Consider the following 16,682-nt stretch of genomic DNA (forward strand, 5'->3'; position numbering starts at 1 on the left):
ACGGCGGGGTCGAACCCGCGTGGGGGAAGCAGATCTCGATGACCGGTCATGGCGGTCGTCCGGCCTCGTCTCGCCTCCGACGTGCGCGGCCGGCGGAGGGCGCACGCACCCGGCGCAAGCTCGTTGCCAGCTGCCGTGCGCTGGTGTCGACCGAGGGGACGCGGCTCGCTGCTCGCTCATGGCCCGCCTCGTCCGATGCGGTAACCGGCGGTGCGCCTGACCAGGTTCCTGAGATCGGCCCCAGGCATGGTCCCGCGCCCATGCTTTCGGCTAGGTCAGGACTGGCCATCACACCGATGTGCGCACGCCGCGACGCGGCGAGGGTTGTCACATGATCACTGTTGAGTCACTGACCCGGAGGTACGCCGGCTTCACCGCCGTCGACAACGTCTCCTTCACCGCCCTGCCCGGTCGCGTCACCGGCTTCCTCGGCCCGAACGGCGCCGGCAAGTCCACCACGATGCGCGTGATGGTCGGCCTGACCGTCCCGACGTCCGGCACCGCGACCATCAACGGAGAACGGTTCGCCGACCTCCCCAACCCCGGCCTCGAGGTGGGCGTCCTCCTGGACGCCTCCGCCCAGCACGCCGGTCGCACCGGACGCGAGATCCTCACGCTCGCCGCCGACACCATGGGTCTGCCCCGCCGCCGCGTCGACGAGATGCTCGAGCTCGTCAGCCTGACGTCATCGGAGGCCAAGCGCCGCGTGCGCAACTACTCCCTCGGCATGCGTCAGCGACTGGGCATCGGCACCGCGCTGCTCGGCGACCCCCGGGTGTTGATCCTCGACGAACCGGCCAACGGGCTCGACCCTGCCGGGATCCGGTGGATGCGCGACCTGCTGACGGGCTTCGCCAGCCAGGGCGGCACCGTCCTGTTGTCCTCGCACCTGCTGCACGAGATCGAGGTCATCGCCGACGACCTGGTCGTGATCGGGAACGGCAAGATCGTCGCGTCCGGCAGCAAGGAAGAGCTGCTGGCCGCAGCGGGGACGCTCGTCCGGTCGACGTCACCGCGCGACCTCGTGCACGCCCTCGAGCTGGCCGGGGTCCCCAGCACCCTCGCAGGGGACGGCTCGGTCCGCACGGACGCCGACCCCGCTCGGGTCGGGGCCGTGGCCCTGACAGCGGGCATCGCCCTCACCGAGCTCCGGTCCGCCGAGAGCGCCGGGCTCGAAGACATGTTCCTGTCGCTCACTGCCGACACCCAACGCGAAGGAGTTGCGGCATGACCGCCACGATCATTTCTACGGCCACCACCCCGGAGGCCGCACCGGTCCGCCGGGCCGCCCGTCCCATCCCGACCACCCGGCTCGTCACGGTCGAGCTGCGCAAGATGTTCACCACCCGCTCGGGACTCTGGATGCTCATCAGCATCGGCGTCCTGTCGCCCATCGCGACCGGGTCGGTCATCATCTTCGCTCCCGACAGCGACGTCACCTACGAGAGCTTCGCGAGGGCGAGCGGGTTCCCGATGTCGGTGATCTTGCCGATGATCGCGATCCTGGCCGTCACAAGTGAGTGGAGCCAGCGCAGTGGGCTCACGACATTCACGCTGGTGCCGAGCCGCGGACGCGTGATCGGCGCCAAGGCGATCGCGACCCTCCTGGTGGGCCTCGGCTCCGTGGCCGTTGCCTTCGCTGTGGGCGCCCTCGGAAACGTGGCCGGATCCGCACTCGCCGGCGTCGACACCGTGTGGGACATTTCGATGTCCATGGCGCCCCAGATGGTGCTCTTCAACCTGGTCGGCATGGCCATCGGCTTCACCCTCGGTGTCGTGCTGCGCAACTCCGCGGCAGCGATCGTGGGCTACTTCGTCGTCTCCCTGGTCCTGCCGGGCATCCTCGTCCTCCTGGCCCAGGTGCGCTCGTGGTTCGAGGACCTGCAGCCGTGGATCGACTGGAACGAAACGCAGGTGGCGCTCCTCGAGGGCGCCACGAACACCGGTGAGGAGTGGGCGATGCTCGCCTCGACCACGATGATCTGGATCGTCATTCCCCTCGTCGTCGGGCTGCTCTCCCTGCGCCGCTCCGAGGTCAAGTAGTCACACACACGGGCGGCGGTATCCGGAACTAATCTGTGCGTTCCGGATACCGCCGGTTGCCGGCTCGGTCGTCATGTCCGGCCTCACGGTCACCGGCATCATCGTGGTCGGTGTCCCGCTGTGACTGCCCATTGCCGGCGCAATGAGCGCGACAAGACCTGGCGACCGTGAGCCCAACCCCGCCGACCATCCCCACTCAGCGAGACGACCGGTCTAGATCCTCGTCGTAATTGCGGGATGCCGGCACCGTGCCTTTCTCCTCACGAAAACAGCTGCTCGGCCAGATTCCGGGATGGTTCACGTGGCTTCGTGGAGTGCGAGCCACGCTCACCGCCGTCCAGGAGCATCAGCGCGTCCTCGCATCTCTGGGTCCTGGTGCGCGCGGTCGCCGTTCGCCGTGGGGTCGGATTCTGGTTGCTCGGGCACGAGGAACAGGTACAGGCCCACTGCCGCGATCCAGGCGAAGCCGAGATAGAGCCCGAGTTGCATGGTCATCGACAGGTCGGAGTAGCCGGTCTGGGCTTGGGTGATGGCGAATGACAGGGCTCCGAAGCTTGCTACGACGCTCAGCCAGGCCATGGTGCCCGACCATCCCCCTCGCAGGACTCCTCTTGCGGTGGTGAAGAAGGCGACGGCGAGCAGGCCCGCAGCGATGCCGAACAGCAGCCACTGAAGGCTGAACAGCCCGCCTTCGACCTGTCGAACTGCGAACGCCGTCTCGTAGAGCAGTCCGCGTTCGTCGGGTCCGGCTTCGGCCCAACGACGCACCATCACGCCCAGGGCTACACCGTCAACGGCGGCGAAGACCGCGTACACCCCGGCGCAGAGCAGCATCGCTGCAGCACCCAGGAACGCCCACACTCCCGGAACCCCACGCCGGAGGCGATACGCCAGGGCCAGGACGGCACCGGACATGAATAGGATCCCGAGGAACTCACCCAGGTGGTACAGCGCCCAGCCACCTTCGCTGGCGTAGTCGGCGAAGGCCGTCTCCGTTTCGTGCGGTGGCGTCCATGGGTGAAGCAGGGCTGATACCACGTAGATGACGATGCCCAGGGCCGCTGCAATGGCTCCGACCCTGCAGAAGTGCCTTTCATTGGGAGCCATGACGCTCCTCCCGAGACTGATGACGTGCCGTCACCTCATCGACGGTGAACTCCACGGCAACGAAATGGTGGAATGTCGTCACGCCAGGCTGATGCCACCTGAGCAGAGGTGGCCGGCAGCGGAGTGCCCCGGTATGGGTGAGCACCTTCTTCCCAGTTCAGATCTGGGCGCCCCGCATCACCACCGTGCGCGAGCCGCGCCCGGAGGACAAGACGTTGCGAAGAGGTTCACCGAACCGCAAAGCTCTCGGGCGGCATCCACGTCGAGGAAGTCGCTCTGCCACGACTCTGACACGCCACTGAACCCGACCCGATACCGCGCGCGTCACCTGCGGGATTGCGTTCGCCAGCGCGTTGGGCCGGGCCGCCCGGTGACGTCACCGGGCGGCCCTGATCGGGGTCGTAAGTGGTGCGCCGACAGCCCGCATCCACGACTGTGTCTGCCAGCCGCGACTGCCCGGCCGGGGGCTCTACGCCGACAGCAGGACCGGCGCGGGAGTCGACTCCTGCGTCGGGATCCGACGGAAGCCACGTGCGATCAGCAGGACGGGCAGGATCAGCTCGAACAGGCCGCCGGGCACGTAGAGGAGCATGCCGGGACCGGAGTCGAGGGTGGCGACGTCGAGCAGCGTGCCAGGGATGGCCAGCAGGATCGCGACGTAGCCGACGATCCCGAGCCACGAGAGCCACCTGGGCACCAGGCGAGCCCGGTGCAGGATGTAGGAGAGCATCAGGCCGGCGGTGCCGGTGAAGCCGTAGATCAGGATCTCGTAGTGGGCCACCAGGCTGGTGGTGGCGAGGATGTAGACGCCGATGGCCAGGATGGCGACACCCTCCAGGCTGCGGAATGCCAGATAGCCCCTGGCCAACGCCTTGCTGTGGCGGCTCAGCACCCCCAGCAGGGCGAGGCCGATGCCAACGCCGGCCAGGGCGCAGACCGCCTGCAGCGCGACGCCGATGGTCAGGCTGCTCGTGCCCGTGTGGCCGGCGAAGAAGCCCGTGATGAGCGAGTCGCCGAGCATGAAGGTCACGGTCGCGGTGAGGAACAGCAGTCCCGCGACGATGGCGGCCTTCCGGCTGGTCGGGTCGTAGCGAAGGTCGGATGCGGTGATGGACACAGCAGTCATGACGAGCTCCTGTGAAGTCGGATTGGGGTGTCGGTCGGGTGGTGACCTGCCGACTGTCGGAGTTGGCGGACTAGGAGGGTCGGTCGCGGCGAGAGCGGACGTCGCCGGGGTCAGCTGCGCCGGGGATCGGGGGTCGGCAGAATCCCCGGCTGGATGGGCCTCTCCGGTGTGGAGATGCGCCGGCTGCCGATCGTCAGCCAGAGGGCGAGGAGGAACTCGCCGACGAAGGTGACGGTCGAGACCTCCGGGACCGGAGCAGATGCGAGGAACGCGGTGACGAGCAGGTGGATCCCGAAGAGGATCAGCCCGACGTCCCAGATGGTGTGGAAGGCGTCGGTCCTGGCCAGTGCCCGCGCCTGCAACTCGCCGGCGTCGCCGGCGGTGGCTGTGTCGGAGTCCAGGAGACCCAGCGCCCCGACGAGTTGTGCGACCGCGACCGCGAACACGCCCGCGTAGAGGACGCGGACGACCGCGGCGGCCATGGACCAAGTCGGGTGCACCGGCAGGAAGATCCGGTACAGCGCCCAGGCGACGACGACGTCGAGCGCGATGACGGCGAACAGGCTGAGGATACCGAGCCGGAACAGGCCGGCGGAGGCCATGATGTCGCTGGCCGTCGCGGTGGCGTCGCCCGGGGTGACCAGTCCGTCGATAGCGACGAAGTTGCCGAAGCCGGCCAGCACCGACATGAGCAGCAGACCGATGCCCGCGATCAGGCAGGCCTGTCGTGACGGTCGTCCGGGCTGGCGGCCGGCGCGTGCACGGACCCACGCTGAGCCGGGAGTGCGGGCGGTGTCGTCGAGCAGGGTGCGACGGTTCATGAGAGGCCTCCAGCACTGGTAGCTGTGGTGGGCGGCCCGTCAGGCGTGGACGGCGGGGTCGATGGTGATGACGACCTTTCCGGCGGCCCGCCCGTCGATCAGGTGCCGAACGGCGGTGGCGGCCTCGTGCAGCGGAAAGGTGCGGTCGACGGCCGGGGCAACATGACCGGCGGCGACGTGCTCGACCAGCACGGCGAGGTCGGCGTGCTTCTCGGAGCAGACCCACGGCTTGCCGAGGTCCTGTCTGACGAACAGCGACACCAGCGGCGCCCGCAGCGCCCGTTCGAAGCCGCCGAGCCACCGCCCGCCGGTCTCGCCGCCGATGATCGTCAGCCGCCCGGTCGGCGTGAGGGCACGCCGCAGGCTGCGCAGCGGGGTGTTGCCCCCGATGTCGAGGATCTGGTCGTAGCGACGGCTGCCGTCGGTGGGGTTCGTGCGGGTGTAGTCGACGACGTGGTCGGCGCCGAGGGCACGCACGAGATCCGTCTTCGCGGTGCGACAGACCCCGGTGACGGTGGCAGCGCGGGCCTTGGCCAGCTGCACGGCGTAGGTCCCGACGCCGCCGGACGCGCCGAGGACCAGGACGTGCTGGCCGGGTTGGATGTTCGCGTGGTCGCGCACGGCCTGCAGGGCCGTCAGGCCGGAGACGGGAAGGGCGGCGGCCTGGACGAAGGTGAGCGCGGCCGGTTTGTGCACGAGTTTGGCCTCCGGTGCCCGGACGTACTCGGCGAACGCGCCGGTGCCGATCCCCAGGACCGCGTCACCGGGGCGGAAGCGGGTCACTGCGGTACCGACGGCTTCCACGACGCCGGCGACGTCCCCGCCGGGAACGGGGTTCTTCGGGACGCGGACGCCGTAGCCGGCGAGGCGTACCGGGTAGGGCAGCCCGGTCATGAGGTGGACGACGCCCCGGTCCACGCCGGCGGCCCGGGCGCGGACGAGGACCTCGTCGTCGGCGACGGACGGAATCGGCATGTCGCGCAGTCGCAGGACCTCCGCTCCCCCGTACTCGTCCTGCACGACCGCTCGCATGGTGGTGGAGCGGGTGGTGGTGGTCGTGGGCATGACGGCGGCCTTTCGTCGGTGGCAGGGCTGGAACTGGTAGACCGACAGTGGCAAGCGCTGGTGGAGCTCCGGTGGGAGTCCGGTGGAGGCCGGGTAGAGCCTGGGGCGGCCCGTAGCAGTGCAGCGGAGAGGCTGGCGTGGTGGTGGAGGTCCGGCTCCTCGGCGGTGTGACCGCCGTTGACGGGAACGGGGCCCCGCTGACCCTGGGGTCGCCGAAGTGCCGGGTGGTGCTGGCTGCGCTGGCCCTGGCGGTCGGCGAGCCGGTACCGGTGACCCGCCTGATCGACCTGGTGTGGCCCGACGACCCGCCACGCACCGCGGACAAGACACTGCAGGGCTACGTGGCGGACCTGCGCCGCGCGCTCGGGGCCGCCGCGATCGCACGGACCGGCGCGGCCTACCGGCTCACGCTGGAACCCGACCAGGTCGACGTGGTCCGGTTCCGTCGGCTCCTGGCCACCGGGGACGTCGATGGAGCGCTGGACACCTGGACCGGCAGCCCGCTGGCCGGGCTGGAGGCGCCCGGACTGCAGGCGGCGGCGGATGCGCTGGTGGACCGGTGGCTGAATGCCACGGAGGACCGGCTCCGTCGACAGGTGGCCACCGACCCGGCGGCCGCCATCGCTGCCCTCACCGAGCTGACCGCGGAGCATCCCTTCCGGGAGCAGCTGTGGGCGCTGCTGATGACCGCGCTGTACCGGGCAGGACGGCAGGCCGACGCGCTGACCTCCTTCCAGCGCGCCCGGCAGCACCTGATCGACGAGCTGGGGATCGAGCCGGGCCCGCGCCTGCAGGAGCTCGAGGTGCAGATCCTCGCCCATGACGGGGACCTGCAGCGCACCGCCGTGGGCGCGTCGCCGGCGTCCCCTGCCGGAACCCGGCCGACCGGGACCGTGACGTTCGGCTTCGCCGAGGTCGCCGCCGCCACGCAGCTGTGGGCCGAGCACCGGCGCAAGATGGCTCTAGCGATGGCCCGGCTCGACTCCGTCGTCGAAGACGTCACCGCGCGGCACGGCGGCACCAGGGTCGTATCCGGCGGTGAGGCGGTCGGCGTGGCGTTCCACCGCGCCGACGACGCGGCCGCATGGGCGACCGAGCTGCAGCTCGCGGTGGACGTCGAGCCCTGGTCCGGCGGCATCGAGCTGCGTCTGCAGGTGGCCCTGCACACCGGCGAGACGGATGAGCACGACGGCGGCTACTTCGGGCCGGCGGTGCACACCGCCGCACGGTTGGCCGCTGCCGCCCACGGCGGCCAGATCCTGGTGTCGGACGTGACCGCCGCGCTGCTGGAACGCGACGACCTCCGCGACCTGGGCTCGCACCGGCTCGACGGGATGGCCGGTGAGAGGGCACTGCTCCAGCTCGACGCCGGCAACCACCCCCCGCCGCAGACCACCTCCGCCGGGCGGGGGAACCTGCCCGGCCGTACGCGGAGGCTGCTCGGCCGCGACGGCGATCTCGCAGACATCGCCGACGCGCTCGAGGAGTCGCCGGTCGTCACCCTCGTCGGGCCTGGCGGCGTCGGCAAGACCAGCCTCGCCCTGGCGGCCGCGCATCGCGCCCGGACCGGGCGCCGCTGGCGGGTCCGCCTCGCCGAATTGGCCCAGATCACGGACGACGACGCCGTGCCGCACTCGGTGGCGGAGTTCCTCGGCGTCACCGGCGGCGGCGGCCGGTCGTTGAGTGACTCGGTCGCGGCAGCCCTGCGCGCACGTCCGACGCTTCTGGTCCTGGACAACTGCGAACACGTCGTGCGGGGCGCCGCGGCACTGACCGAGGCCATCGCATCCGCCGGCGGGGACACGCGGGTCCTGGCCACCTCGCGGGAACCGCTCGGTATCCCGGACGAACGGGTGCTGCGGGTGAGCCCGCTCGATGTCACCGGCCCCGCGGTGGAGCTGTTCGCGGAGCGAGCCCGCGCGGCCGGCGGCACGTTCGAGCTCGATGACGTGCGAGCGGAGGTCGCGGAGATCTGCCGCCGGCTGGACGGCCTGCCGCTGGCGATCGAGCTCGCCGCTGCACGGACCGCCAGCTTGACACCGAGCCAGCTGCTCGAGCGGCTCGACGACCGGCTCCGCCTCCTCGGCGGCAGCCGACGGGGCAGCGCGGATCGGCACCGCTCGCTGCACGCCACCGTCCAGTGGTCCTACGACCTGCTGTCGCATCCCCAGCAGTTGCTGTTCGAACGGCTCGCGGTATTCGCCGGCCCCTTCGACCTGTCCGCCGCCGAGACCGTCGCGGCCGGTGAGGAGCTGGACGCCGTGGAGACCGACCGGTTGCTCGGCGACCTCGTGGAACGCTCGATCCTCGGTGTGGAACCGGGCCGCTTCGGCAGGCGGTTCCGCCTGCTGGAGACCCTGCGGCAGTTCGCACTCGACCGACTCACCGCCCACGGCAACCGGCAGGTCCTCGCCGCACGCCACGCCCGATGGTGCGCCGCCCGAACCACCGACATCGGCCGCCTGCTGACCGGGCACGGCGAGGTCGAGGGTGTCGCCCGACTCACCGAGCTGTGGCCGGATCTGCGCGCCGCGTTCGACTGGGCCTGCACCGCCGAGGACCTCGACCTCGCCGACGCCCTGGTCCGCCCCGTCGCCTCCGAGGTCAGCCTGCGCCGGCAGGCCGAGATCGGGGACTGGGCCGAACGGATCCTCGAGCTGACGCCACGCGACGACGAGCCCCGGCTCGTCTACTGGCTGCTGTGGGCCGGGCACCGTCGCGCGCAGGCCGGCGACCGCGCGGCGCTCGACGGGCTCGTTCGACGCCATGGCCACCGCGACCATCCCGTGATCCGGTTCAACGACAACTACCTGTCCGACATGGAACCCGACGCTCACGCCGTCTCCGCGGCCGCGGTGGCGTGGCTGCGCGGGCGCGGCGAGAACCACGCGGGGGACATGCTCGAGGTGTCGGGCCTCGCAGCATCCCTGATGGTGTCGCAGCGTCTCGACGAACTCGACGCCCTGGCCGCAGCCATGGAGCAGCGGCACCGCCTCCGCGGCCCGCCCACGCTGCTCTACTTCGCTCTGGGGATGCGCGGCTACGCCGCCGAGTACCAGGGCCGGCACGATGACGCGGTCTGCTTCTTCTCGCAGGCCGAGCAGATGGAGCTCCCGGCCGGGACCTACCGCGTGCTGCAGACCGCGCAGGCACGACTCGTCTTCGACGCCGGCGATCACCACCGGGCATACCGGCTCCTGCGCGACAACATCGGCACGCTGCTGGACAGGGACTACACCGACGTGACCCGCATGGTCGCCATCGAGTTCATCACCATGATGGCGGCCATCGACCGCCTCACCGATGCCGCTCGTGTGCTGCCCTACCTCGACACGACCGGCGACTTCGCCCACCTGGCGCGGGAGAGACTCATCGCCGACCCCGTGCGCCGCATCGAGGCCGACCCCGACCTCGCCGACCACCCCCGTGGGGACCCGGACGCCCGCCGCGCCCTGGCCTTCATGCGCGCCGTGCTCGACGAAGTCCTCACCAGCACCGACCCGTGAGGCCGCCTGCGCCGGATCCCGTCGATGGCGGCAGCGCGCGCGGGCCAGGATCGCTCACCGCGATCTCGTAGCCCTCGACATGCCGGCAGGCCTTGCGCCCGGTGCCCTGCTCTCGGCGGTCATCGGGGGCCTCCGTGGCCGCGGCTCTCCGCGTTCGGACCCGTCGGGCTCGTCGGCCCCGGAGGCGTCGACGGTGCAATGCCGGGGGCAGCAATACCGCTCGACGGCGGGGAGCGGTGTGCTCTGTGCACCGCCAGCGCCACGAGCAGCCCCCGACCGGGCGCGGTCAGGCGGCCGCACTGACCGTCACGCGCTCATCGGGTCGCCGCCAGGGACGCCGAGAACGCGGGGGATACCCGGTCTTGAGCCGTCAGGTCGTGCCGGTGGCCCCACCCCCTGCACGATGCGCTGGCGAATCATGATCGGCAGACCCGTCGGCTCACCCAACTGCTGCAGAAGGAGGGCGCGCGGGCCAAGCGCAGTACCCGCGGCGGAGGCTGGGCCCGGCCGCCCGGCGGGGCGCACTTGCATCAGGCCAACTGCGGCACTCGGCTGGCAACGCGCCGAGCGGAAGCGTGGCGCTAAGGCACCTGAAGGCACGGCATCCCCCTGACTCGGCCCTGAGCAGCTGGATGGCGCCGGGAGTCCCAAGCCTTCCAAGCTGGCCATGCCGGTTCGATCCCGGTCACCCGCTCCACGCACTGACCAGCTCGTATGCCCGATCCACCAGGTCAGAACGGTGCTAACCCTGCCGTCGGTCGAGGCACGTCCCCAACGTCCGCGTCCGTCGGCGTCACTGGGCGCATCCGGCCATCGCGGCTCGGAACAGTGCGGCTCACGCCCCCGCGAGCGCGACGCCGTGGCGCCTGGTCACCGATCGGATCGCCGCCATCGAGTCCTCGACCGGCCGGTCCACCGGAACGGAACTGGCGAAGTCGGCGAAGAACCGCCCAGCGCCGTCGCCGGAGGTGGTCACCAAGAGCCGGGCGGACTCGCCGACGACTCCGAAGGTGGTCGGCGTACCGGCCGGCACGACGACCAGCCCGCCAGGCTCCACGTCGTAGGAAGTGCCGTCGACGAGCGCGGTGATGCGGCCCTCCAGCAGGAACAGCACGCCGGCCCAGGGCGAGATGTGCGGGGGCGCCATCGGCGCGGCGGATGCGATCACCTCGAAGACCTCGAAGGCCCCGCTGGCGTCCCGGACCGCGGCCTTCGCGATGTGGTCGCCGTCGATCATGCGGTGGTGCTGTCCTTCTCCGGGCCGGACGTAGATGGCGCTCATGACTCCTCCTCTGGGTGAGTGCGAAGAGCCTCCGGCGGCGGAGCGGCAGGAGTGCGAGTAGTGCGCTACCCGACTCCGAGGACGTCCGCCAGCGCCGTGCGCTCGGAGACGCCGAGCTTGAGGCCGGCGCGGTAGAGATGACCCTCGACGGTGCGCACCGACACGGTCAGCCGCGCGGCGATGTCCTTGTTGGACAGCCCTCGGGCGGCCAGCGCGGCTATCTCGCGCTCCCGGGTGGTCAGTGGCAGCGGGCGGACTGCGACCGCCAGGGCCGGGGTCCGGGCGCCGGAGCGGCCGGCCAGCTTCTCGGCGAAGGCTGCGGCGGAGAGCGCCGATCCCCGCCCTCCCTGCCGGCGGTGCACGTCGGCTGCCTGGGCCGCGGCGTCGCCGGCGGCGACGAGGTCACCGAGCCGGGCCCAGGAATCGGCGGCCGAGAGCAGCCTCTCGCCGTCCTGGTCCGCCCAGGACCGGGCATGGGCGTGGGCCACCACGGCGCGAGGGCCGCGCTCGAGCAGTGCTGTGAGCCGGGGCAGCGCCGCATCCGCGTCGCCGAGTTGGACGGCGGTCTGCCAGGCGAGCACCTCGTAGGCAGGGGCGCCCGTCTCGCGAGCGAGCTCGGCTGCGGCGACGGCGCGGCCCAGCGACTCGGTCGTCGATCCCTCGGCGGCTGCTCCCCACGCCAGCGCAAGGAGGTCGTCGGGCGCGTACAGCCGGTAGGCGGGATGCCGCCCGGCGGCGATGCCGGCCAGGAGCGGAGCGGCCTGCTCCGCCTGGCCGGCCTGCGCCAGGGCCGCCGCCAGCAGCGTGCGACAGCGGAACCGGAACTCGTGCCCCGAGTCCGCCAGCCCGGCCCACGCCTCGCGCAGCAGGAGCAGCGCGTCGCCGACCCGGCCTCCCGCGAGGCCGGCATGCCCAGCGACGACCAGCCCCATCAACCTGGCCGGGCCCGGAAGGTCGGCCGACGCGGCCTGCATCCGCCGGGCCTGGTCCACAGCCCGGTCCGGTGCCCCGGCGAGGCGGTGCCCGAGCACCTGCAGGTCCGCGAGCCCGAACCCGGGAATGACGGTGGGCACCCGGTCGGCGGTGAGCCCACCCACCACCGCAGCCTCGTCGAGCAGCCCGGACTCCCCGGTGACGGCGGCCGCCGCGGACACCGCTGAGGCGACCAGGATGCGAGCCAGGTCATCGGGCAGATCCTCGTGCAACAGCTCCCGACCGCGGAGGAGTACAGGTGAGAACTCCCCGCCCGCGGCGGCCAGGGCGAGGGACATGCCGGCGACGTGGAGCGGGGCCGATCCGGTGGCCTCGGCCGCGGCCAAGGCCTGGCGGGCCTCGTCGGGCCGGGCCAACGTCCAGAGCAGATTGCCGGCACGGTGGAGCTGGGCCCGCGCGCGCGTCGCGCTGTCCGGTGCCTGCTCGGCGAGGTGGGCGAGGATCGCCTCGGCCTCGTCGCCGCGGCTGAGCCAGGACAGGGCTGCCGCGTGCACCAGCCGGGCTGCGGGGTCGCCGGTCGCGGCGGCCGCGCGGGCCAGCCGCTCGGCCAGCGGCAGGTCGTACATCCGGGTCGCAGCCTCAGCGGCCCTCAGGAACAGCGCGGAGTCCGGGGGCAGGTCGGAGTCGAGGGTGAGCACCGCCCGGTGGATCGGGTCCGGCGCCGCGTCCAAGGTCTGCGCGACCCGGCCGCGCAGGCGACGCGCCCGCAGGGTGCCCATGGCGACGCGGCGAGCCTCCCCGTAGAGCGGGTGCGCCAGCCTGGCGACCAGCCCGTCGGTGCGCACCAGGTCTCGCTCCTCGGCCGCCTCCAGGTCCGCCGGCGAGGTCAGCGCGGACAGCGTCGGGACCGCCACCGGCTCGGCCAACGCCACCAGGTCGACGACGTCCTGCACCCCGGGCCCGAGGTCGCCGATCTGCTGCTCGAGGAGGTCTACCAGCTCCGGGGAGATCGCCGGCTCGCTGGTCCACCGCCAGATCCCGGACGCCGGAGTGAAGCGGCCCGCCGACACCTCCCCGGCCAGCAGGTGCCGCAGGAACAGCGGGCTGCCCTCGGTCAGTGTCCACAACCGACGCGCGGAGGCGGACTCGACCGGACCGCCGAGGACCCGGGCGACCAAGCCGCTGGTCCGGGCTACGTCCAACGGCGCCAGGTCCAGGCGCGGGAGGTGGTCGCCCTTCCACAGGGACGTCACCGTTTCCGGGGCGGGCTCCCCGGTCCGGAGGGTGACCACGACCGGTGCCAGCCGCCGCACCACCACGCGGTGCAGCACGATCGCGGAGTGCTCGTCGAGCAGGTGTGCGTCGTCGACGGCCAGCACCAGCGGCTGCTGCCGGGCGAGTGCGTCCAGCGCCCGGCCGATGGTCTCGACGGCGTCGCCGGCCGGGACGTCGAGCAGGCCGGCGAACGCACCGAGGGGAAACGGCCGAGCGGCCGTGCTGCCGTGGGCCCAGACGACGGTCGCTCCCCGGCGCCCAGGAAGCGCCAGCGCCTCGCGAGCCAGCCGGGTCTTGCCCACCCCGGCCGGGCCTGCCACGACGATCCCCACCGCACCGGGCCGGATCGCCGCTGCGACCCTGCGCAGCTCCGCGTCCCGCCCGGTAAGCGGCCACGGCCGCTCCATGGCGTCAGGCTAGCGAGCCTCAGTCGAGTACCGCACTACTCACAGCCCTCGCCCCAGCTCACGCGAGGGTCGGCCGCCATCAGCGTCGGGCTGAGCGACGGCGACGGATACGCGGAGTTACGGGTGCGCGACGACGGACCCGGATTCGATCCCTCTGCCGCCGAACGCCTGTTCGAACGCTTCCACCGCCGAGCGGATCCGGGGCGCCGAGCGGCCTGGGACTGGGGTTGGCCGTCGTCCGCGGCATCGTCCAGTTGCACGACGCGGTCACGACCTCTGCGCCGCGGACGGCGAAGCGCACCGGCTGGATCGTCGGCAGCGCTGCCTCACTCGAGCCGATCCGCCCGATCGGCACCGTTCCCCAGCAGCTGCCGGCATTCCGGCTCGGCGAGCTCCTGGAGAAGGGGACGGACTCCGTACTCATGGACCTTCGTTCTCCCAGCCGATGTCGTGCAGTGCTCAGGTCACCCGTCGTCGGACCGGAGTGCCTCCCGAGCCAGACTCCCCCGCCCCGTGACCCGCGCCCACGGACGTACGTCCCTGCCGACGGGCCTTGAGCACTGGAATTCGTCCAGGTTCCGTTGAAGTTCGTCCGCCGGCCGTGCTCGACCCGCGCCCACCACCGCCCGAAGAGCTCAGCCACCTGGCCGTGCCGCTTCGATCCCGGTCACCCGCCACGTGGCACCGCAGGCCAGTCGGCCTGTCCGGCCTGGTGCAGGAGTCCTCGAGGACCCTCTGAAGGACCCCGTCGGCCCCCTGCGGGACCCACGCTCTCCGATGGGGAGGTCATGAACCGGTCACGCCGGGGGCGGGGCCTGGTGCTGGACCGCTGCCGGCGCGCGTGACGAGTTCGCGGGCGACCTCGTGCCGGCGGACGTAGCGGGTCTGGGAGATGCGCCGCAGGAGCCCGAACGCGTCCTCGGCGTGATGTGCTCGTGGGCGATGATGATGCCCACGGCCTGGTCGATCTCGATCACCCCGCGGGTGCTCAGCGCCCGGTGGAGACGCTCGGTGAGGGTGATCTCATCGACGTTCTTCAGCGCACCGGCCATGCCCGCCGCGGCCAGGTCGCCAGGGCGCGCACGAGGCCCTGGACCTCCGGGGTGAAGGCGCCCGGGGCCAGGGCGTACCTGTTCAAGGCGCCCATGGTGTGCCCGTTGACCAGGAGTGGTTCGGAGTGGATCGACCCGATCCGTGCCCGAGCACGGTGGCCGGGTAGCCGCTCCACCGACTCTCGGTGGCGACGTCGGGCGCGCTGGCGACCCGGCCGGTCCGGACGATCTCCAGGCAAGGTCCCTCGTCGAGGTCGTACTGCTGCTCGTCGAGCAGCCGCCCGATCGGGTCGGCCCTGCGACGGTCACGACCCGACCGTCCACGGCGAGGGTGATGGCGCAGGTGGCGGCCACCGGCACCGTGCGCGCGGCCAGTTCGGCGACCCGCTGGGAGAAGTCGTCGAACGTCTCGCTGCTCAGCAGCAGCCCGGCCAGCTCGGCACAGGGCTCGGACAACAGCGGTTGATCGGATCGACAGACATGCCACACCAGACTTCTGGTGGACCCCTCCGGGCTGCACCACTCGGCGTACCGCCAAGAACGGTGCGAGTCGGCAACGCACTGGTCATCCCGATTACCTGAAGGTGCTACACCTCGGCGTCCCCCGGACGATCGCCCGTCCGGACCTCCGCGAGGTCGTCATGCGAGGCATCGCGACGGCGGTGCCCCCCCGGCATCTACCATGCCGATGTCGCACGTGCTGCTGCCGGCAAACGAAGTACTCGCCTCGAACGCGATCCGGCACGCCCGCTGCCCGTCACGGTGACGAGCATGACCGACGGGTGGCTGGTCGACGTCGACGACGGCGCGAGCGAGTGACCGCACGGAACCGGAGCCGGGACGACGGTCGTCCCGGCTGCTGGAGGCAGGGACCTGGGTTCCGCCTACCGGCCGGCTTGGTCGAGGAGGTCGTCGAGGACCCGGTCCATCTGCATGACCAGGGACACGTGCCCCTCCCCCTCGACCAGGTGGGCTCGCGCGCCGGCGACGTGCTGGGTCAACCAGACCGCGTGCGCGAACGGCACCATGCGGTCCTCGGTGCCCTGCCAGATCGACACCGGCACGACGATCTCCCCGAGGTCGAACCCCCACGGCCGGGTGTGCGTCAGGTCGTCGTCGCGCCAGCCCACAATGCCCTGCGCACCGGCGTGACGCGTCGAGGCAGCCAGATACTCCGCCAGTTCCCCGGTCAGCGCGGCCTTGTCGACATCCGGCAGCAGCGCGCCCAGGCCCAGGACGATCAGGTCGGCGGTCACCGAGAACATCGGCGTGCCGTGCTCCTCGAGAAACGCAGTGAGCGCGGCCGGGCCCTGCGCGACGGCGGTGTACTCGGCCACGTTCTCCGGGGCCATCCCGGCGAGGCGGTCCAGCCCGACGGCATCAGGTGGCGCGATGCCGACCCCGCACGTCGCCGCACGGCAGCGCTCTGGCAGCACCGCCGCGCAGGCCAACGCCCGCGGACCGCCACCCGACCAGCCCAACGTGACGAACTCACCCGCGCCGAAGTGGTCCAGGATCCTCGCGACGTCGACAGCATCGTCGGCGACGGTCGCCGTGGTCTCCGCGTCGGCCCGAGGCGTCGAGCCCCCGTAGCCAGGCCGGGAATAGGCGATGGTCCGCAACCCCCGGGCCGACGCCGGTCGCTCCAGGATCCCGTACGGGACGGCGGCCTGCGGTGTCCCGTGGTGGAACACCAGAGGAAGACCGTCCTCCGGCCCGGTGGTCAGCACCTCGAGCACCCGGCCATCCGCCATGACCACCTCCTGCGTCGCGGAACTGCGCATCAGCTCGCTCCTCCCCTCGTCCGGTGTCCGCCAGCCTGCCAGTCCAGATGGCGGACGTGGTTGCGCTGTCCGCGCTCCCAGCAACCCGGACGCCTCGCTTCCTCCGCGGGAAGACGGCCACGCCGGACGCGATCGGTGATGTCCGGGCGCGAACCGCGCGTCGAGCCGGTGACCTCGTGGGGCGGTGGCTGGAGCCGGCGCCGCTGGTGGGAACGGTGGGCCTGCTCGCGACCGGGAGCACGGCCCGGACGATGCGACGACGACATGCTGTGGGCCACGGC

Annotated in this window: 11 protein-coding genes; 4 read left to right on the top strand and 7 right to left on the bottom strand. The window is 71.9% G+C overall.

Features of this window, described 5'->3' with window-relative positions:
- Positions 1 to 331: 331 nt before the first annotated feature.
- Together O2W17_RS02835 and O2W17_RS02840 are read left to right on the top strand one after the other, a co-directional pair.
- Complete coding sequence (locus O2W17_RS02835; protein ID WP_269190876.1) at positions 332 to 1,231, top strand: ABC transporter ATP-binding protein; 900 nt, start codon at positions 332 to 334, stop codon at positions 1,229 to 1,231.
- Complete coding sequence (locus O2W17_RS02840; RefSeq protein WP_269190877.1) at positions 1,228 to 2,043, top strand: ABC transporter permease; 816 nt, start codon at positions 1,228 to 1,230, stop codon at positions 2,041 to 2,043. Before O2W17_RS02835 ends, O2W17_RS02840 begins: the two co-directional genes overlap by 4 nt.
- 327 nt (positions 2,044 to 2,370) lie before the next feature.
- Here O2W17_RS02840 and O2W17_RS02845 read toward each other — a convergent pair whose 3' ends face one another.
- The 4 genes from O2W17_RS02845 to O2W17_RS02860 all read right to left on the bottom strand — a co-directional run bounded on the left by O2W17_RS02845 (position 2,371) and on the right by O2W17_RS02860 (position 6,162).
- Positions 2,371 to 3,150, bottom strand: coding sequence for a hypothetical protein (locus tag O2W17_RS02845; protein ID WP_269190878.1), 780 nt, complete (start codon positions 3,148 to 3,150; stop codon positions 2,371 to 2,373).
- Between the two features lie 469 nt (positions 3,151 to 3,619).
- Positions 3,620 to 4,276 (bottom strand): DUF4386 domain-containing protein, encoded by a 657-nt coding sequence (locus tag O2W17_RS02850; protein WP_269190879.1) that lies wholly within the window; start codon positions 4,274 to 4,276, stop codon positions 3,620 to 3,622.
- A 110-nt stretch (positions 4,277 to 4,386) separates the two neighbouring features.
- Positions 4,387 to 5,097, bottom strand: coding sequence for a DUF4386 domain-containing protein (locus tag O2W17_RS02855; RefSeq protein WP_269190880.1), 711 nt, complete (start codon positions 5,095 to 5,097; stop codon positions 4,387 to 4,389).
- 39 nt (positions 5,098 to 5,136) lie between these two features.
- Entirely contained in the window at positions 5,137 to 6,162 is a 1,026-nt protein-coding gene (locus O2W17_RS02860; protein WP_269190881.1) for an NAD(P)-dependent alcohol dehydrogenase, read from the bottom strand.
- A 137-nt stretch (positions 6,163 to 6,299) separates the two neighbouring features.
- Between O2W17_RS02860 and O2W17_RS02865 the strand changes: the two genes are divergently transcribed.
- Positions 6,300 to 9,668: an AfsR/SARP family transcriptional regulator gene (locus O2W17_RS02865; protein WP_269190882.1), complete on the top strand. Its 3,369-nt coding sequence runs from the start codon at positions 6,300 to 6,302 to the stop codon at positions 9,666 to 9,668.
- An 835-nt stretch (positions 9,669 to 10,503) separates the two neighbouring features.
- On the opposite strand, the gene O2W17_RS02870 is transcribed toward O2W17_RS02865, so the two are convergent.
- Together O2W17_RS02870 and O2W17_RS02875 are read right to left on the bottom strand one after the other, a co-directional pair.
- On the bottom strand, positions 10,504 to 10,950 hold the full coding sequence (locus O2W17_RS02870; protein ID WP_269190883.1) for a cupin domain-containing protein: 447 nt from the start codon (positions 10,948 to 10,950) through the stop codon (positions 10,504 to 10,506).
- A 65-nt stretch (positions 10,951 to 11,015) separates the two neighbouring features.
- The gene (locus tag O2W17_RS02875) at positions 11,016 to 13,565 is read right to left on the bottom strand and encodes a LuxR C-terminal-related transcriptional regulator (protein ID WP_269190884.1); all 2,550 of its coding nucleotides are present in this window, start codon (positions 13,563 to 13,565) and stop codon (positions 11,016 to 11,018) included.
- 1,386 nt (positions 13,566 to 14,951) lie between these two features.
- On the opposite strand from O2W17_RS02875, the gene O2W17_RS02880 reads away from it, so the two are divergent.
- Complete coding sequence (locus tag O2W17_RS02880) at positions 14,952 to 15,083, top strand: hypothetical protein (RefSeq protein WP_269190885.1); 132 nt, start codon at positions 14,952 to 14,954, stop codon at positions 15,081 to 15,083.
- Positions 15,084 to 15,501: 418 nt separating this feature from the next.
- Here O2W17_RS02880 and O2W17_RS02885 read toward each other — a convergent pair whose 3' ends face one another.
- Positions 15,502 to 16,401, bottom strand: a complete 900-nt coding sequence (locus tag O2W17_RS02885) for an alpha/beta hydrolase (RefSeq protein WP_269190886.1) — start codon at positions 16,399 to 16,401, stop codon at positions 15,502 to 15,504.
- Positions 16,402 to 16,682: the final 281 nt, after the last annotated feature.

It is taken from the genome of Blastococcus sp. VKM Ac-2987 (assembly GCF_026967805.1).
GTDB lineage: Bacteria > Actinomycetota > Actinomycetes > Mycobacteriales > Geodermatophilaceae > Blastococcus.

What these genes read in the sequence shown, in the direction of transcription:
- O2W17_RS02855 (WP_269190880.1), bottom strand. Translation starts at nt 5,097, where the DNA reads ATGAACCGTCGCACCCTGCTCGACGACACCGCCCGCACTCCCGGCTCA.
- O2W17_RS02880 (WP_269190885.1), top strand. Translation starts at nt 14,952, where the DNA reads ATGGCGCAGGTGGCGGCCACCGGCACCGTGCGCGCGGCCAGTTCGGCG.
- O2W17_RS02860 (WP_269190881.1), bottom strand. Translation starts at nt 6,162, where the DNA reads ATGCCCACGACCACCACCACCCGCTCCACCACCATGCGAGCGGTCGTG.
- O2W17_RS02845 (WP_269190878.1), bottom strand. Translation starts at nt 3,150, where the DNA reads ATGGCTCCCAATGAAAGGCACTTCTGCAGGGTCGGAGCCATTGCAGCG.
- O2W17_RS02870 (WP_269190883.1), bottom strand. Translation starts at nt 10,950, where the DNA reads ATGAGCGCCATCTACGTCCGGCCCGGAGAAGGACAGCACCACCGCATG.
- O2W17_RS02850 (WP_269190879.1), bottom strand. Translation starts at nt 4,276, where the DNA reads ATGACTGCTGTGTCCATCACCGCATCCGACCTTCGCTACGACCCGACC.
- O2W17_RS02885 (WP_269190886.1), bottom strand. Translation starts at nt 16,401, where the DNA reads ATGCGCAGTTCCGCGACGCAGGAGGTGGTCATGGCGGATGGCCGGGTG.
- O2W17_RS02840 (WP_269190877.1), top strand. Translation starts at nt 1,228, where the DNA reads ATGACCGCCACGATCATTTCTACGGCCACCACCCCGGAGGCCGCACCG.
- O2W17_RS02835 (WP_269190876.1), top strand. Translation starts at nt 332, where the DNA reads ATGATCACTGTTGAGTCACTGACCCGGAGGTACGCCGGCTTCACCGCC.
- O2W17_RS02875 (WP_269190884.1), bottom strand. Translation starts at nt 13,565, where the DNA reads ATGGAGCGGCCGTGGCCGCTTACCGGGCGGGACGCGGAGCTGCGCAGG.